Origin of the sequence: Kitasatospora sp. NPDC059599, assembly GCF_042735125.1 — a bacterium.
Taxonomy (GTDB): domain Bacteria; phylum Actinomycetota; class Actinomycetes; order Streptomycetales; family Streptomycetaceae; genus Kitasatospora.
In genome coordinates, this window is the sequence record NZ_JBHWCL010000031.1 from 24,110 (window position 1) to 42,245 (window position 18,136).

Below are 18,136 nucleotides of genomic sequence, written 5' to 3' on the forward strand. Positions count from 1 at the left end.
CCGGCCGCCCCCGGGTGGCCCACCGCCGGACGCGGGCCCCTCGTCCGCCCCTCCCGGTCGCACGCACACGGGTGGCCGGTCAGCTCGCGGAGGCCAGATGAGCGCCGAAGAAGCCGGCCAGCTTGTCGACGGCCTGGTCGACGTACTCCTTGCGGTCGTAGAGGTCGACGTGGCTCGCCCCCTCGATCCGGTACAACTCCTTGGGCCCGGTGGCGCGTTGGTGCGCTTCGACGGCCATCCAGGAGGTGACGGCGCGCTCGCCGACGATCTGCAACACCGGGCGGGGGCCGATCAGCGGGACGGCGAAGAAGGGGTCGTAGCCGGCCAGCCGGTCGATGCTCTCCCAGGCCAGGACCTTCGCGGAACGCTCGTGCCCACCGCGCGAGGTGCAGTAGTACGCGAAGCCTTCGGCGCCGTGCTCGCCGCCGAGCGCGCCCGCCTGCTCGGCCGTCTCCGGGAACACCGTCATCACGCCGGGGTCCTCACCGAGGGCGGCGGCGGTGCGGGCCCGCGCGGCCGCGTCCAGCAGGGCCCGGAAGACGGCCGGGTCCTGGCCGCCGTCGGCCCCCAGCCGGAACTGCCGGGACGGGTCGGCGGTGCACACGGCGGCCACCGCCCGGACCCGGCTGTCACCGCCGGTCGCGGCCAGCGAGTAGCCGCCCGACGCGCAGATGCCGAGCAGACCGATCCGCTCCGCGTCGACCTCCCGACGGGTGACCAGGTACGACACCGCGGCCTTGAAGTCCTCCACGCGCCGGGCCGGGTCCTCCAGCCCGCGCGGCAGCCCACCGGACTCGCCCTGGTGCGCCGCGTCGAACGCGAGGGTGACGAAACCACGTTCGGCCATCCGTCGTGCGTACGTTCCGGAGGCCTGTTCCTTCACCCCCGTCCCCGGGTGTCCGACCACCAGCGCCGGAAGCCCCCGGACCGCCGGGAGGTCGGGGACGTACAGGTGCGCGGCGATCTCGATGCCGGCGCTGTCGAAACGGATGTCGGACCTGGCCATGCGGGCACTCTCCCTGTCGATCGGCTCGTCACTGCTCCGCCGGCGCCCGCCCCGTACCGGCCGGGCGCCGACCGGGCCTTCACTCTGCGCCCGGGAGGAGTCCGGCGGAACAGTCAAATGACGGTGCTGACACGGTCCTCCGGCATCGGTCACCGTGATCGACGTCGCCCGGCCCCCGGCCGGACGGTCCGGGATGTCGGAGGGCGTGGCTACGATCCCGGGCATGGGCTACACCACGACGTTCACCGGACGGATCGCCGTCGAGCCGCGACTCGGCGCGCAGGAGATCGCCTACCTGCGGACGTTCGCGCACACCCGGCGCATGGACCGTGCCCACGGTCCCTACTACGTCGGCGGCACCGGCTTCGCGGGACAGGGCCACGACGCGGACATCCGCGACTTCAACAGGCCGCCGGCGGGCCAGCCCGGCCTGTGGTGCAAGTGGGAGCCCACGGATGACGGGGCCGCGATCGAATGGAACGGGCACGAGAAGTTCTACGACGCGTCGGAGTGGATGGCCTACCTGATCGACCACTTCCTGAAGCCCGGCGCCCGTGCCCGGGGCGAGGCCGGGTTCGAGGGCTTCACCTTCGACCACGTGCTGAACGGTGTGATCGACGCGCAGGGCGAGGAGTCCTGGGACACCTGGCAGCTGACGGTGCGTGACAACGAGGTGTCCGCGTCCGGGCCCGCGGAGCCCGAGACGGTGTGGCTCTGCGGTGGCTGCCTCGCGGAGATCGCCGATGAGGACACCGTCTGCTGCCCGGGGGCGGAGCCGGAACCGGCCTACGTGGAGTAGGTTGCGGCGTGCACGTCCGCGTCGGCCGAACGGACCGGTGGCCCGCCGCGGGCGCGGGGCGGCTCGGCGACGCATCAGCGCACCTGGTGCGGGTGCGGGCCGTCCGGCCCGATCCGCACAGACCCCGGGGGGACCGCGTGATACGCGTAAAGCACCGCACCTACACCCTGATCCCGTGGCCGTGGCGCGTGATGCGCTGGGTCCAGGTGCCCGAGGACCTCGAATTCACCCTGTACGACGTCATCCAGCCGCCGGGGCGCGGCATCGAGGTGCCCGGGACCCCGGAGGACGCCGCCCGCTGGAAGGTCGCCCACGACGCCTACGACGGTCTGCTGAGCCACGCCGAGGACGTCGTGCGCCACGCCCACGGCGTGCGCTGCAGGCCCGGCTTCATGGTGGACATGCGGTCGGTGCGCCTGCGCCGCTACGACCTGATACCCGGCCGCAGGGCCCGTTCCCGGCGGCTGTTCGCCGAGTGCCGGACCCTGATGCGGGCCGCTGAGGAGGCCTACCGTCCGGTCCTGGAGGAGATCGAGGCCCGGCTGGCAGAGGCCCCCGCGGACCCGGCCGCCTGATCCGGGCGGGCCCTCGTGCTCCCCCGCGGAGGCGGGTCGGTCCGTGTCCCGCCGGTCAGCGCCTGACGATCCGGTCGAGGACGGCGGCGACGCCGGACTTGACCGTGTCGCGGTGGGGGACGGGCTCCGCGGGCAGGTCGCCGCCGGGGCGCACGCCCCGGTCGGCGAGGACGTGGAGCTGGCGCAGCGTGCGCAGGCAGTTGCTGATGTGGGCGGGCACCGGGGTGCTGATGCGGTCGGACCCGAAGCGGTCGGCTATCGGCTCCAGCCAGCCGACGGCGTCGCGCTCGCCGAGGTCGGTACGGGCGAGGACCAGGGCGACGGCCCGGGCCAGGCGGTCGTCCTCCATCTGCTCGAAGACGTGGTCGGTGGGTGCCGTCAGCCGGGCGGCGGCGAGGTCCAGCATCCGGGTCGGCGCCACCTCCGGGTGGCGGCCGAACCGGGCGAGCAGGTCCGCGCCGTGCGCCACCGCGTGGAGCCAGCCGAGCGTCCCGTCGTGGCCGCGCAGGTCCTGCTCCGCCGGGTACCAGCGCTCGAACGCGTCGACCCAGCCGGCCCTGAAGTCCCCTGCGGCCACCAGCATGTCGAGCACGAGGGGCGCGAAGCTGCGGGCCTCGATCCGGGGGTCGGCGAACCGGCCGGCCATCTCGTCCCCGAGTTCCAGCCGCCGGGGCGTCCCGATCGTCCCGCGGGCGATCCAGGTCGCGAGGACGGTGTAGGGCGCGCCGTCCCGGACCAGCGGATCGGGATTCGCCAGCGCCCGGGACAGCTCGCCGACGAGGTCGTCCACGGGGCGGCCGGCGGGCACGGCGCAGTCGGCGGCCTCGACGCTCTTCCAGTCGATCACGGCGGGCAGCCTAGCTTCCGGCCGGTGCGTGCGCCCGCGAATTACGTCCGGGCACCGGTCTCGACCCGTCAGCGGGACCCGCGTCGGCGGCTCACCGCAGCACGACCGTGACACCGCGCCGTTCGAGGAGTCGCACGATCTCCTCGACGTAGGAGAGCCGGCCCTGCGGGTCCTCCCACGCGCCATGACGGTCCAGCACCAGGAGGCGGGCCCGGTCCCGCTCCGACCGCCCGGGGTGCCGCAGCACCGCGAGCAGGGGCTCCGCAGGCTCACAGCCGACGAGCTCCATCGGAACGGGGGCTCCGCCCGCGCCTTGAACAGGCTGTCGACGGCGGCGCACCGGCCGGCGTTCGTGGTGGACACCGGTCCTGCGAACAGCTCGAAGCGCGGCGCCGCGGGCAGCGCGACGCCGCTCCCCTCGCTCCTGACGCCGGCGCCGAACACGACGTCGTACCGCGCCGGGTCCGCCGGGTGGGGCCGATGCGCCGGCACGACCGCGTCGACGAGTGTCACCACTGCACGGGCCGCCCGTCGCTGCGGACCTCGACGCACACGTCGCCCAGGCCCCCGCAGGGAGACGCCGGGCCCGGCCAGGACGTCCTTCAGGAGACCGTCGGGGCGGCAGCCGCGGAAAGTGAGCACCTCGCGCGGCGGCGGGACCGGGTCGACGAACAGTCCCTCGACTCCCGCGCACCTCCCCCAGAGCCGTTCCGTCCCGTCCTCGTCCTCCCGGACCAGGAGGTACCAGGCGAGCCCGACCGGTTCCGGCCTGATCACGGTGCCGTAGGTGAAACAGAAGGAGACGGCCATCCCCACTTTGTAGTGCGCAGGCGCGCTGCTGCGCACCCTGATGTCGCTGCTCGTGGTCGGTGCGGGCGGCGCTGCGGCCGGTGGGGGCGGGCGGCGCTGCGGCCGGTGGGTGCGGCGGGTCGTCGATCTCCCGGTCCGGGCCGATGTCTGACGCCGCCTTGGCCGTTCCGCGCCGTCCTCCGGCGGTGTATCGTCACACGAGAATGAAGTGGGGAGTAATCCCCACTTCTGGCGGCTGGGGGAGAGGAACACCATGGACGGGACAGCACTGGTGCTGGGCGGCGGCGGACCGGTCGGCGGGGCGTGGCTGACCGGCGTGCTCGCCGGCCTCGCCGACGGCGGGATCGACCTGACCGCCGCCGACACCGTCATCGGCACCTCCGCCGGAGCCGTCTTCGGCACCCGGCTCGTGAGCGGCGAAACCGCCCGCGACCTGTACGAACGTCAACTGGCCGACCTCGACCGGGTCGACATGGGCGTCACCACCGCACAGACCCTGCGCTTCCTCTGGGCGGCCCTCGCCACCCGCGACCCCGAACGCTCCGTCCGACGCCTGGGCCGCGCCGCCCTGACCGCGCGTCCCACCCCCGCCCACGACCTCCACGACACCGTGCGCACCCTGCTGAACGGTGCCACCGCCTGGCCCGCGGCCACCCTGCGGATCACCGCCGTGGACGCGGAGACCGGCACCGTCGAAGCCTTCGACGCCGACTCCGGCCTCGACCTCGCCGACGCCGTCGCCGCCAGCTGCGCCGTCCCGCTGGTCTGGCCGCCCGCCGCAGCCCTCGGGCGGCGCTGGATCGACGGCGGCACCCGCTCCACCGGCAACCTCCAACTCGCCTCCGGCCACCGCCAGGTGCTCGCCGTCACGCCCATCCCCACCGCCGTCGGCCCGCACCCCGGTGCCCACCAGCAGGCGGCGGAACTGCGCGCCGCAGGCACCCACACCACTCTGATCGCGCCCGACGCCGACGCCCGCCGCGCCATGGGACGCAACCTGACCGCCAACGCCCGCCGCCCGGCCGCCGCCCGCGCCGGCCACCGCCAGGGCACGGCGCTCGCCGCCTCGGTCGCCCGCACCTGGCCGGTACGCCGCAGCACCGGGGACTGAACGGCGGGCCACCCGCCGTGGGTGCCCGACCCGGCCGAGCGCCCGGGCCCGACCCGGTGCCGGGCCCGTCACCGCTCCGGGGCGTCGTCCGTCACAGCGGGACCAGGACGTCCTGGTGCGCGCCGTCGAGGACGAGGCCGTTGTCCCACCGCACCCGGACCGTCACCAGCTTCCCCCGGTCCCGGAACGCGGCCCACTGCGGCTCCAGCACGGCGATCTCCGCTTCCAGCCGCTCCCGGCTCGCCACCGGCATGGTGTGCCCGTAGTCCTCGAACAGTGCCTTGAGCCGCTGGTACTCGCGGACCTCGTGGCTCTCCGGGAGCTCCCCGTCCACCCGCTCGACGGTGCCCTCGATCCCGGCCCCCAACGAGAGGAAGCCGACGACGGCCCCGGGTTCCCCGGCGACCGCCTCACCGATCCCGAGGTCCTCGGCCAGCCTGACACGCAGGCCTTCCACCAGGGTCATCCGTCCTCTGCCTCTCCTCGATCCGTTCCGCCGGCGCCGCCGGCCCGCGGCCATTATCCGCCGGGCACGACACCGGCACCGCGCGCCGGACCTCGCGGGGATCGGGACTATCCGGCGCCGATCCGGTCGGCGACCGAGAACCCGCTCCCGCAGTCCGGGCAGGACGCGTCCCCGAAGACGTAGGTCAGCAGACGCGCGACCTCGTCCCGGCCGTCGCCGAGCGCGATGCCGTGGAGGCGACCGCCGAGGCCCGTCAGATCCGCAGGGCGCGCCGGCCGGAGCGGGCGGCTCTCGACGGGCTCGTCCGACAGGGCGTAGTCCTCGCTGCTGCAGAAGAACCCGCCTTCGCCGAGGGCGATGAACAGCCCGGCTTCGCATCCGGGACAGGAGACCTGGAACTCCTCGGCCCCGAGCCCCCACGCCAGGTCCTCGCCCCAGCCCTCGACACCCTCGAAGCCGAGCATGGACGCCAGCAGGTCGACGTACTCGACCTGGTCGGCCGCGGTCCGGAGACGGCGGTTCGCCGACACCGACAGCGCCGCGATCTCCGCCGAGTACCGGGCCCGGACGTCATCCGCGCCGTGCGACTGCCCGGCACCCGCCACGATGGAACCCGCAAGACAGAGGGCGTTCACCGCCTGCTCCCGGTCGTCGCTCTCGGCCGTGCCGGCCAGCCAGGGCAGTGCGGCGAAGCTGGCCGAGTAGACACTGCCCTGGTGGCAGAGCGCGGACCACAGTTCGCTCCACAGCCCGGGCTCCGGCTCCGCCGCGATCCGTGCGAGCAGGGCGGGTATGTCCTCGGCAGAGCCGTAGGCGTGGCTGAGTTCCGTCCAGTCCGTCATGCGGAGGATCCAACCAGGCCCGGCGACCGCCGCGAGCGGTGGGCCCCGGCAGCCGTCCCGCTCGCCCGCCGCCCGGGGGCAGCCGATCGGCAGCGCGCGGTGGACCGCCGGAGAGCCCGCTGCGGGCACCCGCTCGCGAGTTCGAATCCCGTACGTTCTGCCGTGATCGAAGGCCCGGCCGCTCAGCGCGGGGGGTTCTCGCCGGGGGGTCGGTGGCGGAGGGCGTCCTGGGAGGCGACGTACTTGAGCATGAGGCGGGCGAACTCCAGGCGTTCCCGCTCGCTCCAGTCGGCGGTGATGTACTCGAAGGCCGAGCGCTGGTGGCGGCCGAAGCGGGCCATCAACTCGCGTCCTTCGGGGCTCAGTCGGAGGACGGTGCGGCGGCCGTCCTGCTGGGAGGCCGCGCGGATCAGGTAGCCGGCCGAGATGCAGTCGGAGACCATGCGGCTGGCTACCGACGGGTCCACGCCCAGGTGCCGCGCGACCGCGCCGACGGTGACCTCGTTGGCGCCGGACTGCCCGGACTGCCCGGACTGCCCGGACTGCCCGGACTGCCCGGACTGGCCGTTCTCCTGCCCGTTGTCCTGCCCGTTGTCCGGGGCGTTCTGCTCGGACTCCAGGACGATTCTGAGCACCAGCGTGCGACTGAGGTCCTTCTGGGAGATCGGGTCCTCGACGTCCAGGAGCGAGGAGCGTCGCAGCTTCCCGAAGGCCGGGCCTACGGCGTTCAGCAGCTCGTTCGCCGTCTTCGGCTCATGCTTCGTCATGCCCCCATCGTACAAGGTATGGATGACCTCATGAAGGCATGTGTTGACTCGCAAACGTGTGCATGTAAGCATGCATATGTTGTTAAGCAGCGAATGGAGTCCCTCATGACCATCCTCATCACCGGCGCCCGCGGCAAGGTCGGCCAGGCCGTCATCGGCCGCCTGCACTCCGCCGGCCGCACCGTCCGCGCTGCCAGCGCCAACCTCGCCGAACTGACCGTCCCGGCGGGCGTCGAGACCGTCGGGCTTGTCCTCGACCGGCCCGAGACCTTCGAGGCCGCGCTCCGCGGAGTGCGCCAGGTCTTCCTCTACCCCCAGCCCACCGGCGTGCACGAGCTGGCCGAGGCCGCCGAGGCCGCCGGCGTCGAGCACGTCGTCCTGCTCTCCTCGTCCTCCGTCCTCGGCCCCGACGCCGAGAACGACCCGCTCGCCAACCACAGCCTCCAGGTCGAGCGCGCCCTCGCCGCCTCCGGCCTCACCCGCACGTTCCTGCGCCCGGACGCCTTCGCCAGCAACTCGCTCGGCTGGGCCCGCGCCATCGGCCGGTCGATGCCGGTCCAACTCGCCTACCCGGACGCGCACATCGCGCCCATCCACCCCGAGGACATCGCCGACATCGCCGTCGAGGCCCTGACCGGCACCTCCCTCACCGGCTCCTCGGTCACGCTGACCGGCCCCGAGTCGCTCAGCTTCCGCGAGCAGCTCGCCGTCCTCGCCGACACCCTCGGCCATGAGATCCCGGTCGAGCGGATCACCCGCGCCGAGGCCGAGCAGCAGATGGGCACCTACATGCCCGCACCGGTGGTCTCCTCGCTGCTCGACCTGTGGGAGGCCGCCGACCACGGTCCGGCGGCCATCGCCGACACCACCGACACCCTCCTCCGCCGCCCCGCCCGCACGTACCGGCAGTGGGCCCGCGAGAACGCCCCCGCCTTCACCCGGCACTGATCCGGACGGGCCCGGGCCACGGGCGAGGTCACCCGCGGCGGCGTCGGCCCGAAGGAGTCGGGCAGCGCCAGCGGTTCCCTGTCCGCCGTCGCCCAGCTCGCCGACTGCATCGGCGCCGCAGCCGTCACCACCGTCTACTTCCCGACCCCGGCGGTTCCTCGAACGCAGCCGTCCACAGCCTCGCCGTGGTCGTCGTCGCCATTTTCGCCTGCCGCGCCCTCGTGCGGCTGCCGACCCGCAACGCCCGACCCCGGCACCACCGACCCACCCGGGAGCACCAAGTGAAGCCCATCGGATACTGGCTCAACCGCACCGACAAGGCCCTCACCACCTCCATGAACACCGTGTTGGGCGAGTTCGGCCTCACCCGACCCGCCTGGCAGGTCCTCAACGTCGTCGGGGACGACCCGCAGGCCACCGACACCGGCGTGCTGACCGTCCTGGCCGCCAATGCCGACGTCACCACCCTGACCGAGGCCATCGGGACCGCCGTCGCCGACGGCTGGGCCATCCGCCCGGAGCCGGGCCGCCTCGCCCTGACCGACGACGGCCGCGCCCGCCTCGCCGAGGTCGGCGAACGCGTCGACGCCTTCCGGGAGTTGTCGACAGCCGGTATCACCGGCGAGGAGTACCGGCTCGCCGTCACCGTCCTGGAACGGATGACCTACAACCTGGAGAACGGGGCAGAACGATGACTGCACCCCGGCCGCGGTCTCGTCAGCGGTAGCGGAATCGCTATCCCCGGGTCGGCGCCCCGGGTCGGCGCCACCGTCGACTGCGGCAGCCGGACCGGCTCCACGTCTCCAGCTGTACCCGGTGCCGTTGCCGCGACGGCCGGGCCGGCGTGCTGTTCGGGTCAGGTCAGGACGACGGGGTGGCCGGTGAGGTGGACCCCGGCTCGGCGGAGTTCGTCGAGGGCGTCGGCGGTGGTGTCGGGGGCGACGCCTGCGGTGTAGTCGAGCAGGACGCGGACGGTGAAGCCGGCGCGGGTGCCGTCGAGGGCCGTCGCCTTGACGCAGTGGTCGGTGGCGATGCCGACGACGTCGACGTGGGTGACGTCGCGGGCGCGCAGCCAGTCGGTGAGGGGGGTGCCGGACTCGGTGAAGCCTTCGAAGCCGCTCTTGGAGGCGGATCGCGCGCCCTTGTAGAAGACCTCGTCGACGGTGCCGGACTGGGCGGTGGGGGCGAAGTGGGGGTGGAACTCGCCGCCGTCGCTGCCGACGACGCAGTGCACCGGGAAGGAGTCGCGGAAGTCCGGGTGGTCGGAGAAGTGGCCGCCGGGGTCGATGTGGTGGTCGCGGGTGGCGACGATGTGGGAGTACGTGGTGCCGGCGGTGCGGCCGGCGAGGTCGGCGATGGCGCGGGCCCGGTCGGCCCCGCCCCTGACCGGGACGCTGCCGCCCTCGCAGAAGTCCTTCTGCAGGTCGACGACGATCAGTGCGCGGTGCATGGCGCAGTCCTTTCCGGAGGAGACTTGTGGACCTGATCCGTGCCCCGTCGGTGACGGGGCGGTCGCGTTCGGGCTGCCGGGTTCACTCGGCCGCCGGGCCGTAGGCGTCCTGCCGGGGCGGCGGGGGGCTTGTGGAGTCGACGGTGACCTCCTCGCACGGCTCGTGGGCGGCCGCGGTGGCGCAGGAGGCGTAGGCCCGCCGGTCCGCGCCGCACGGCGCGCCGTCGTCGGTGAAGGGCGCCGTGATGCCGCCCGGCCACAGTCGGCGGGTGCACACCGCCGCACTCTCCGGGCAGAGCACGAGGGTGAGGGCGCCGAGGTAGACCCAGGCCATCAGGCCGAGCACCACGCCGAAACAGCCCGTACGTGGCCGTGGCGCCGCACAGTTCGTGGCCGACGTAGTGGTTGAAGGCGTTCTGGAGCGCCTGCGCGGCTCCCGGCGCGCCGTAGAGACTGCCCGTGATGCCGACGGTGAGCGCGAATCCGCTGCCGTGGAAGGAGTGGATGCTGTGCTCGATCCGGTCGCCGATCACCGGGAACCGGCCGAGGGCGGAATGCAGGACCTGCTGCTGCAGCTGTGGACCGTCGTGAAGCGCGAATCCGAGTGTCGCGACCAGGAGCAGCAGCATCGGGAAGAGCGACAGGAATCCGCACTAGGTGATCAGGGCCGCCGTGAATGTGTCCTGATCGTCGATGAACGTGTAGAGGACCGCGAGTGCGAGGCCCGCCCTGCGGTGCCGCGGCTGGTGGTCGTCGAGCTTTCCGACAACGCTCATGGGGCACCCTCCGGGGTGGGTTCCCGTTTTCGGGCACCCACCGGTCCGTCGGATTCCTCCGTCGGATTCCTCCGGGGAGTTCCTCCGGGGAATTCGGCGGCTTCCCCGGCTCGGTGCGGCGGGAATGTCAGCCCCGTCGCCGGCGTGCCAGGAACATCCCGACGACGCCTGCCGTCAGTGCGGCCACTGCTGCGCCGATCCGGGCGGCCTTCGCAGCCGTCGAGGCCTCTGCCGTCGGGATCGCGAGCGCGGTCGGCGTGGTGAACGCGGTGTGCGTGCGGCCCCGGTTCCGGCGCGCGGCCGTCCGCACGGAGTGCCGGACCGTGCGTACGGCCGCGCGGGCGCCGTGCGCGGAGTCCGTCAGTCGGTCCCGGGCGGCGGCCGCGGTCCGTAGGGCCACCCGTCGGCGGTGGCCGTCGGCCGCAGCCGCCCGGGGCCGCGTGCGGTGCGTCGCGGCGTGGCCCGGACGGGTCCGGCCCAGTCGGGCCGTGACGGACCTGGCGGTGCGCCACAGGCCGTCCGCCGTGGCCGCGGCGGGGCCGGCGACCGCCTCGTGGGCCCGCGCCCGGAGGGCTTCCACGGCGGCCGGGTGAGGCGTCCTGTGCAGGGGGTTCATGGCGACCTTCTTCCCCTCGTTCCGTCCGCGGGCGCGCCCGCTTCGTCGGTTCCGGATCGACCGGATCCGGGCGGTACGCGTTCCTCCGTGGTGCTTTCTTGCGGAACGCGTACCGCTCCGGAATTCCCGTTGTCCGGGGATCACCAGCGGTACCAGCGGCCGCGGTTTCCGGAGGTGCCGGAACCGCGTGCGATGAATCCCAGCAGCCAGATCACCAGGACGAGGACGGCGGCCCACCACAGGATCTTGACGGCGAATCCCGCACCGAAAAGGACCAGGGCCAGAAGGAGAACGAGGAGCAGCGGAACCACGGTGATCGACCTCCCGGTCGGTGACGGCTGTGGACGTCATTCGCCTGCCCCGACTCCGGACGGGTATTCCCCCGGATTTCCCGTCTGCCGTCTGCCGTCTGCCGCCCGCCGTCTCGCGACTCCCGTTCCCCGTGTCAGTCGACGTTGCGGGCGGTGCTCCCCAGCGCCTCCAGGTTCCAGGTGATGACCCGGCGGGGGTGGACGCGGACGATGTCGTTGCTGAAGCGATCGGGCGCCACCGGCGGCACGTCGACCGTCAGCGTCTCGGCCCGGCCCCTGATCTCGACGCCGCGCCCCCACCCGCCCGCGACCGGGTCGTCGGCCGGGGCCAGGTCGTCCACCAGCACGGAGACGTCGGGGTTGGCCTGCACGTTGCGGTACTTGCGGCTGCGGGCCATGGCGGGCCCGCCGATGTCGATGGTGCCGTCGGCGTTGAGCCGGAAGCCGACCGGGCGGACCTGTGGACGGCCGTCGGGGCCGGTGGTGGCCAGCCGGGCCAGCAGCTGGGCGGAGAGGTACTCGCGTTCCTTCTCGGTGAAGATCATGCGGTCGAGCCTAGGAACTCAAGTGCGCTTGAGGTCAAGGCCGTCGGGGCCGCAACACGCCGAGTCGGGGCCGGTCGGATTTCCGGGCCCGTCACCCGGCGGGCGCGGCGGCTTCCAACTCCTCGACGGTGCCGGACATGACGGTGCGAACGTGCCGGGTGAGGTGTTCGGCCGGCCAGTCCCACCAGGCCAGGGCGAGCAGGCGGGCGACGTCGGGCGCGCTGTAGCGGGTGCGGATGAGCCGGGCCGGGTTGCCGCCGACGATGCCGTAGTCGGGGACGTCGTCGACGACGACGGCTCCGGACGCGACGATGGCGCCGTGGCCGATGCGGACTCCGGGCATCACCATGGCGCGGTAGCCGATCCAGACGTCGTTGCCGACCACCGTGTCTCCGCGGCCGGGGAGGCCGGCGAGGAGGTCGAGGTGTTCGGCCCAGCCCCCGCCCATGATCGGGAACGGGAAGGTCGACGGGCCGTCCATCCGGTGGTTGGCGCCGTTCATGAGGAACCGGACCCCGGTCCCCAGCGCGCAGTACTTCCCGATGACGAGCTTTTCCGGGCCGTAGTGGTACAGCACGTTCCGCGTCTCGAAGTCGGTCGCCCCGTCCGGATCATCGTAGTAGGAGTACTCGCCGACCTCGATCAGGGGGGAGGTCACCAGCGGCTTCAGGAGGACGACACGCGGTTGTTCCGGCATCGGGTGGAGCGTCGAAGGGTCCGGCGGGACAGAACTCACGGCAGCACCAATCCGGTTCACGTGCGACGGTGTGGACGACGCGTCCATGATCGCAGCCTTCGCGGGGTCGCCCCGTGCGCGCACGGCGTGGGACGGCGGACCCGTTCGGCCGGGACCGGTTCGGTCGGCACCGGTTCGGCCGAGCCCTGTCCGGCTGGTGTCGCGTCGGACAACGTTTGCCCGGTAGCGAGAGGTTGCTCTGTCGACTGGTGGGAGAGTGTGGGCATGGAGATTGCCAACCGCACGCTGACGGTGCACGTGATCGCGGCACTGACGTACTGGCCCGGAATTCTGTGGGGCGGTCAGAAGAACCCTCCGGACCCGGTGGATCTCACTGTGCTGCCCCCCTTCTTCAACGAGGTGCTGCAGGAACTTCCCTGGTGGAACCGCGACTGGCAGGTCAGCCACGTCGAACCGGGCCTTCCCGTGGAGATCGACAGTGACCACCACGGCTACCCTTCGACGTTCACCGAAGTGTCGGTGCCGGGCACGGTCGGTTCCGGCGGCGGCGAGAGCCTGCCTTTCGTCGCGAAGGTCGGATTCTCGGGTGACCGACTGATCCGATTCCAGGCCAAGATCGGCGACGTGGTCCTCGGTCCTGCCGTCGCCCCGGCCGGGCGGCTGGAGCCGCACCCGTTCGCAAGAGTGCTCACCGGGTTGATGGACCTGCGCGGGATCCCGGTCCGGGCGATGGCAATGGAAACCGGACGGTCGGCGCCCACCATCCAGATGCTTCGCATCGGAAGACACAACCCGGAGCCCCTGCTCACCCAGGAGATCGCCAAGGTCCTGGGCATGTCCGAAGCGGACGTCAGAGTCATTGCCGGACTCGACGACGGCAGTTCGCAGTAGCTGACGGGCGGCGGCATCACGATGCGGCGTCGGCGCTGCTCCGAGCGCCTGATGTGGCACGAGGGCCCTGTCTCCCCGATCGAGAGTCATCCCTGTTCCTGCTCGAAGACGATGTGCGGTAGTCGATGTCAGCGGGCGGCGTGGGCGATCGGATCGAGGGGTGACCAGGTCCGGGGCAGCTCAGTCGGCGGTGTCCGCGATCTCCCGGCTGCGGCCGGCCCACTGGATCACGTAGGGCATGGCGAGGCCGGCTGCGACGAACACGCCGCCCATCACGAGCCAGCCGGGCGTCCCCCAGGTGACGCAGAGCAGGCCCAGCAGGCTCGGTGCGACGGTGTAGCACAGGCCCATGCCCATGCCGAACAGTCCGGAGTACTGGCCCTGGGCGTGTGCGGGAGCCAGCCGGAACCGCAGTTCCAGCGAGCCGGCCGCATGCCACAGCGAGCCCACTGTGTGTATGGCGACGCCGGCCGTCATGATGGCCACGGCGGCACAGCCGGGTACTCCGGAGGCTGTTGCGATGACCGCCATGCCGATCATGAACGCCAACCCGGCGCGGCGGGTGGCCCGGCCGGCGGCCGTGCCGCCCTTGACCCCGCGACTGGTCCGGATCTGCAGGAACACCACCATCACGGTGTTGACGGCGATCGCCGGACCGACGAACCACCGCGGTGCGTCCGTGTGCAGGACCACCCACAGCGGCAGGGCGAACGACAGCACCTCGTTGTGGATCCACATGATGCCGTCGAGCACGACGAACGCCATGTACGGCTTGTCCTTGAGCGCGATCCACCGGCCTTCCTCGCGCGGGGACGCCAGGGGGTCGAGCTTGGGCAGCCCGACCAGGACAGCGGCACTGCCGACGAACGTCAGCGCGTTGCCGAGGATGAGGACGCGGTAGGCGAAGTCGCTGTCGATCTGCACCACCGCACCGGCCGCCATCGCGCCGAACGTGCCGGCGAGCATGGCCACCGATCGCAGGTAGGAGCGGAACTTCGGCACCTCGTCACCGCCGAAGCGGCGGATCAACGGGCCACGAGCCGCACCGCCGGACGAGCCGGCGAGGTCCGTCACGGCCACGGCCAGCGTGAACGCCAGGAACGAGTGGGCGAACAGCAGCGACAGCATGGACAGTGTCTGGATCAGCAGAGTGATCACGAAGATGTCCCGCGGGCCGCGGCGGTCGGCCAGATGTCCTACCGGGATCCCGGCGATCAGCCCGACCACTCCCGCGGCACCGAGGCCGAGGCCGACCTGTCCGATGGACAGCTGGATCACCTGATGGGCGTACAGCGGCACGGTTGCCAGGAAGGCCGCGGTGCCGAGCTGGTTGACGAAGCCGGCGAGGGCCAGCTTCCGCTGGGGCCCGGACTCCAGCAGCAGCCCTCGCCGTACCGGCCAGGATCGGCGTGCGTCGCCGAATCGCCCGGCAGTGCTGTCGGTTGACGTGGCGGGGGCTTGACTCACCCTGTACTCCATTGTCTGTCGATCGTGTCGTCCCGGGTTCAGGGACGTGCATGTGGAGGCGGCGTGCCACACGACTCCGGTGCGAGGATCACGAGGGGCGAACTGCTCGTCGAGAGACTGAGTGGCACGCCCAACGGCCCCCGCACTGTGGTGTCCTGAGACGAGGCAGGCGTGGAGTATGCCCAGGTGGGAGCCATCGTGAGAAGGCACCCGGCGGTGGGGGAATGTCACAGCGAAAACGGGAATCTGCGCACGGCACGCCCGGTTGTGCGTAGTGGTGCTTCCCTCTCGGGGGTGCCTGTTACGAGCGGAGCCAGATGAGCAGAGCGGTGCCGGCACCGCCACCGCCACCGCCGCCGCTACGGTCTGGTGGCGATGACGACCTCCGTGCGGACACGTTCGTCGAACTGACCGCCGCCGGGTCGGAGGGCGGTCAGTGCCCGGCGGAGGTCGTCCTCGAAGGCCGCGCGACCGGCGCCGAGCGCGGCCGGGCTGGTGAAGCTGTAGGAGAGTTGAAGTCCGATGACCTGTTCCGCGCTCCGGCTGACGGTCCGGTCCCAGTGGCTCTCCTCGATCCGGGAGAACGGCGAGCGGAGCAGGACTTCGCGGTGGTGCACGTCGGGATACCCGGCCGGCCCGGAGCCGGGCGGGCGGTCCTGGTCCGTACGGCGGCGGCGCACCTCCTCGACCACGGGCAGCCAGTCCGGCGGTTCGAGGTCGTCGTGCCGGGCTCCGCAGGTCGCCAGCACGACCGCGCCTCCGGGCTCGATCAGGGTGTCCAGGTCCCGCAGCAGCCGTTCGCGGTCCGTCCAGTGGAAGGAGGCGCCCATCACCGTGAGCAGTACCGGCCCCACGTCCAGCGCCAGGAGCGTGTCGGAGTCGCCGAGCCGCCAGCTGACGCCGTTCACGCCCGCCCGGGCGGCGAGCCGTCGGCCCTCGGCGATCATCGCGGGCTCGGGATCGACGGCGATCACCTCGCGCAGGAGGGGGGCCAGCGGCAGCGTGAGGGCTCCGCTGCCGGCCCCGAGGTCCAGCACGCGCTGGGTGCCGTCGAGCGAGAAGCGTCGGCGGAGCAGCGCGAACAAGCGCTGGTCGTACGCGGGCCGGTACTTCGCGTAGTACGGCACCGTCGAGGCGAACCGGCCGCCGGGGGAGGACTCCACCCCTCCACTCTCCTCCGACTCCGTGAACTCCTCCTCCGACCCGTTTCACCCTCCGCCCACCCGGGCCGCCCGGCCGGCCCGGGGAGCGGGGGCGTGGGTCGGGTCGTCGCGACGGCGGTAGCGGCGTTCGGTGGCGGTGCAGGCGGCGAGGGCGGTCGCGGCGGCCCCGGTGGTGACGGCGAAGGGGGCGGCGAAGGGGACGGTGCCCGGGGCGACGTGGCCGGCGGCCCAGCCGGCGAGGAAGGTGCCCGCGGCCTGCGCCAGGATCAGTGCGCTGACCAGTGCGGCCATCGCCTCGCCGAGCCGGGCGGCGGGCACGACCTGCCAGCCGAGGGGGAGCCCGCGCTCGGACACGACGACGAGTGTGATCAGGGCGGCCGCGTTGACGAGGGCGGCGGCCAGGCCCACCGTCCGCTGCCCGTGCCGGTCGGCGATCCGTCCGAGGACCGGGCCGCCGAGGGCCTGACCGCCCGCCAGCGCCCCGGCGACCGGCGAACCGGACCACACGCTGCCGGTGTTGCGGCTGACCAGCAGCAGCGTGCCGATCGGGGTCATCGCGTTCGGCAGCCGGCCGAGCAGTGACCACAGCAGCACCCGGCCGCCCGTCAGTTGCTTCGCCGTACGGAAGTTCGCGGCCGCGGACACGGTGCACGCCTCTCTGCGGCGCCGGCCCGGGCGCCCGCCTCCCGAAGCCGGCCCGACCAGGCGACAGCGACCCGCGGGTGACTCCCCGACGGTAGGGGCGGCGGCGGGGCACGGGTAACCGTCGGATCGTCCGGGGGAGTCGGGCCGCGGGGAGGGGACGGTCGGAGGAGTGACCAAGTGGGGAAAGGAAAAGAGGACCCGGGAGCGTAGCCTGCTCCCGGGCCCCTGTGTGCCGCCCAATTGCGCACACCGGCACGTTTAAGGGTCGCGGATCAGGTTGAAACCGACGCGTTCTACCTTTGAACTACCGTGCCACGGAGCGGCACAGACAGGACTTGAACCTGCATTCGTCGATATTCGTCCGCACCCGGTCGATCCGGTGTTCGGCGGCGAATGCTGAGACTGGAGCGAGAGTCTGAGATTCACGGGGCCTGCCTCTGCCTGCTTGGGCTACCCCGGCCGGTGGTGCCGGGGGGAGGAATCGAACCTCCACTGTGACCCCTGGTCAGCTTCAACATCAGTGTCAGCTTTTCGCGCCGTGCCGCGCAGCGTACCCGCCCCGTTCAGCGGGGCGAGGTCCTGCACGAGCTCGGCGCACCCGCCCGGCTCCCCGGGCGGGCGATCATGGGGCTACCGGAACAGGTAGCCGAAGACGGCGTCGCCCACGCGCTGGTCGGTGACCTCGACCGCATTGGCCTCCTCGCGGGCGAACTTGACCGCCTGCTGGAGCTTCTCCACGCGCTCGGCGAGCTCGTTCACCCGGCGGGCGGGCAGCGATCCGGAGAACTTGACCGTGGTCCAGTAGCCGACCGGGACGTCCTCGTAGTAGACCTCGACCTGGGCCGGGTGCTTCTCGGTGGCCTCGGCCTTGACGTGGTTGCGCGGCACCTTCTTGGTCCGGATGGTGCGCACCGGCTCCGTCTTCCAGGAGTCCGTGGACGGGTCCAGGTTCCAGGACTCGGAGGCGTCCAGGACCGGGAGCTTCTTCACGAAGGTGAAGAGGTCGGTGAGCTGCTTCTCCAGGAAGAGCAGGTACGGGACCGGCACTCGGGGGAGGAGCACCTGACCGTCCACCACCACGTCCGCACTGGCGCCGATGTTGGCCCAGTCCTTGGTGGCCGTCACGTCGAACAGCCGGGTCAGCGTGCGCGCGGTGGACTGCAGGATGTCCTCGGCCTTCAGCTGGACCCGCGTCGACTCCGCCGGCAGCTGCTCGCCCTCCTCGTCCTTGGGCTGGTAGGTCCGGGAGATGCCGGCCAGCAGCGCGGGCTTCTGCAGGTCCTGGTGGGCCTGCGTCAGCTCCTGGAAGGACTTGGACTTGACGCCCTTTTCAACGGCGATGATCTGGTTCAGCTTTGCCACGTCCAGGACGCTACCAGTCTCGAACGGATTGGCGACACCCAA

Annotated in this window: 23 protein-coding genes; 6 read left to right on the forward strand and 17 right to left on the reverse strand. The window is 72.4% G+C overall.

Annotated elements, in window-relative coordinates; translation table 11 throughout:
* Window positions 1-79: 79 nt before the first annotated feature.
* Window positions 80-1,006 carry an alpha/beta hydrolase gene (locus ACFV04_RS13940; protein WP_380529059.1) on the reverse strand — a complete coding sequence of 309 codons (927 nt, stop codon included), beginning with the start codon at window positions 1,004-1,006 and terminating at the stop codon, window positions 80-82.
* 223 nt (window positions 1,007-1,229) lie between these two features.
* On the opposite strand from ACFV04_RS13940, the gene ACFV04_RS13945 reads away from it, so the two are divergent.
* On the forward strand, window positions 1,230-1,805 hold the full coding sequence (locus ACFV04_RS13945; protein ID WP_380529061.1) for a hypothetical protein: 576 nt from the start codon (window positions 1,230-1,232) through the stop codon (window positions 1,803-1,805).
* Between the two features lie 137 nt (window positions 1,806-1,942).
* Window positions 1,943-2,380, forward strand: a complete 438-nt coding sequence (locus tag ACFV04_RS13950; protein WP_380529063.1) for a hypothetical protein — start codon at window positions 1,943-1,945, stop codon at window positions 2,378-2,380.
* A gap of 55 nt (window positions 2,381-2,435) precedes the next feature.
* Here ACFV04_RS13950 and ACFV04_RS13955 read toward each other — a convergent pair whose 3' ends face one another.
* Window positions 2,436-3,227, reverse strand: coding sequence for a DUF2785 domain-containing protein (locus tag ACFV04_RS13955; RefSeq protein ID WP_380529065.1), 792 nt, complete (start codon window positions 3,225-3,227; stop codon window positions 2,436-2,438).
* A gap of 91 nt (window positions 3,228-3,318) precedes the next feature.
* A complete protein-coding gene (locus ACFV04_RS13960) occupies window positions 3,319-3,516 on the reverse strand; it encodes a hypothetical protein (protein WP_380529067.1) in 198 nt (65 codons plus the stop codon).
* Window positions 3,517-4,290: 774 nt separating this feature from the next.
* Between ACFV04_RS13960 and ACFV04_RS13965 the strand changes: the two genes are divergently transcribed.
* The gene (locus ACFV04_RS13965; RefSeq protein ID WP_380529069.1) at window positions 4,291-5,148 is read left to right on the forward strand and encodes a patatin-like phospholipase family protein; all 858 of its coding nucleotides are present in this window, start codon (window positions 4,291-4,293) and stop codon (window positions 5,146-5,148) included.
* Between the two features lie 91 nt (window positions 5,149-5,239).
* Here the strand turns inward: ACFV04_RS13965 and ACFV04_RS13970 are convergent, their stop codons facing one another.
* The 3 genes from ACFV04_RS13970 to ACFV04_RS13980 all read right to left on the reverse strand — a co-directional run bounded on the left by ACFV04_RS13970 (window position 5,240) and on the right by ACFV04_RS13980 (window position 7,223).
* The gene (locus ACFV04_RS13970; RefSeq protein ID WP_360266067.1) at window positions 5,240-5,614 is read right to left on the reverse strand and encodes a hypothetical protein; all 375 of its coding nucleotides are present in this window, start codon (window positions 5,612-5,614) and stop codon (window positions 5,240-5,242) included.
* 107 nt (window positions 5,615-5,721) lie between these two features.
* Entirely contained in the window at window positions 5,722-6,456 is a 735-nt protein-coding gene (locus tag ACFV04_RS13975) for a hypothetical protein (protein WP_380529071.1), read from the reverse strand.
* 182 nt (window positions 6,457-6,638) lie between these two features.
* The gene (locus ACFV04_RS13980) at window positions 6,639-7,223 is read right to left on the reverse strand and encodes a MarR family winged helix-turn-helix transcriptional regulator (RefSeq protein ID WP_380529073.1); all 585 of its coding nucleotides are present in this window, start codon (window positions 7,221-7,223) and stop codon (window positions 6,639-6,641) included.
* 105 nt (window positions 7,224-7,328) lie between these two features.
* On the opposite strand from ACFV04_RS13980, the gene ACFV04_RS13985 reads away from it, so the two are divergent.
* Window positions 7,329-8,171, forward strand: coding sequence for an NAD(P)H-binding protein (locus tag ACFV04_RS13985; protein ID WP_380529075.1), 843 nt, complete (start codon window positions 7,329-7,331; stop codon window positions 8,169-8,171).
* Between the two features lie 281 nt (window positions 8,172-8,452).
* Window positions 8,453-8,866, forward strand: a complete 414-nt coding sequence (locus ACFV04_RS13990) for a MarR family winged helix-turn-helix transcriptional regulator (RefSeq protein ID WP_380529077.1) — start codon at window positions 8,453-8,455, stop codon at window positions 8,864-8,866.
* 161 nt (window positions 8,867-9,027) lie between these two features.
* On the opposite strand, the gene ACFV04_RS13995 is transcribed toward ACFV04_RS13990, so the two are convergent.
* The 7 genes from ACFV04_RS13995 to ACFV04_RS14025 all read right to left on the reverse strand — a co-directional run bounded on the left by ACFV04_RS13995 (window position 9,028) and on the right by ACFV04_RS14025 (window position 12,566).
* Complete coding sequence (locus tag ACFV04_RS13995; RefSeq protein WP_380529079.1) at window positions 9,028-9,621, reverse strand: isochorismatase family protein; 594 nt, start codon at window positions 9,619-9,621, stop codon at window positions 9,028-9,030.
* 82 nt (window positions 9,622-9,703) lie between these two features.
* Window positions 9,704-9,955, reverse strand: a complete 252-nt coding sequence (locus tag ACFV04_RS14000) for a hypothetical protein (protein WP_380529081.1) — start codon at window positions 9,953-9,955, stop codon at window positions 9,704-9,706.
* Window positions 9,956-10,274: 319 nt separating this feature from the next.
* Entirely contained in the window at window positions 10,275-10,397 is a 123-nt protein-coding gene (locus tag ACFV04_RS14005; RefSeq protein ID WP_380529083.1) for a hypothetical protein, read from the reverse strand.
* Between the two features lie 127 nt (window positions 10,398-10,524).
* The gene (locus ACFV04_RS14010; protein ID WP_380334906.1) at window positions 10,525-11,013 is read right to left on the reverse strand and encodes a hypothetical protein; all 489 of its coding nucleotides are present in this window, start codon (window positions 11,011-11,013) and stop codon (window positions 10,525-10,527) included.
* 140 nt (window positions 11,014-11,153) lie between these two features.
* Window positions 11,154-11,324 carry a hydrophobic protein gene (locus ACFV04_RS14015; RefSeq protein ID WP_380334908.1) on the reverse strand — a complete coding sequence of 57 codons (171 nt, stop codon included), beginning with the start codon at window positions 11,322-11,324 and terminating at the stop codon, window positions 11,154-11,156.
* Window positions 11,325-11,458: 134 nt separating this feature from the next.
* The gene (locus ACFV04_RS14020; RefSeq protein WP_380529085.1) at window positions 11,459-11,869 is read right to left on the reverse strand and encodes a PPOX class F420-dependent oxidoreductase; all 411 of its coding nucleotides are present in this window, start codon (window positions 11,867-11,869) and stop codon (window positions 11,459-11,461) included.
* A gap of 91 nt (window positions 11,870-11,960) precedes the next feature.
* Complete coding sequence (locus tag ACFV04_RS14025; protein WP_380529087.1) at window positions 11,961-12,566, reverse strand: CatB-related O-acetyltransferase; 606 nt, start codon at window positions 12,564-12,566, stop codon at window positions 11,961-11,963.
* Between the two features lie 264 nt (window positions 12,567-12,830).
* Here ACFV04_RS14025 and ACFV04_RS14030 point away from each other — a divergent pair, with 264 nt between their 5' ends.
* Complete coding sequence (locus tag ACFV04_RS14030) at window positions 12,831-13,457, forward strand: XRE family transcriptional regulator (protein WP_380529088.1); 627 nt, start codon at window positions 12,831-12,833, stop codon at window positions 13,455-13,457.
* Between the two features lie 180 nt (window positions 13,458-13,637).
* Here the strand turns inward: ACFV04_RS14030 and ACFV04_RS14035 are convergent, their stop codons facing one another.
* From ACFV04_RS14035 to ACFV04_RS14050, 4 genes are all read right to left on the reverse strand, one after another.
* A complete protein-coding gene (locus ACFV04_RS14035; RefSeq protein WP_380529090.1) occupies window positions 13,638-14,924 on the reverse strand; it encodes an MFS transporter in 1,287 nt (428 codons plus the stop codon).
* A 359-nt stretch (window positions 14,925-15,283) separates the two neighbouring features.
* Entirely contained in the window at window positions 15,284-16,087 is an 804-nt protein-coding gene (locus tag ACFV04_RS14040) for a class I SAM-dependent methyltransferase (protein WP_380529092.1), read from the reverse strand.
* A 45-nt stretch (window positions 16,088-16,132) separates the two neighbouring features.
* Window positions 16,133-16,732 (reverse strand): hypothetical protein, encoded by a 600-nt coding sequence (locus tag ACFV04_RS14045; RefSeq protein WP_380529094.1) that lies wholly within the window; start codon window positions 16,730-16,732, stop codon window positions 16,133-16,135.
* A 630-nt stretch (window positions 16,733-17,362) separates the two neighbouring features.
* Entirely contained in the window at window positions 17,363-18,094 is a 732-nt protein-coding gene (locus ACFV04_RS14050) for a hypothetical protein (RefSeq protein WP_360266034.1), read from the reverse strand.
* Between the last annotated feature and the right edge of the window lie 42 nt (window positions 18,095-18,136).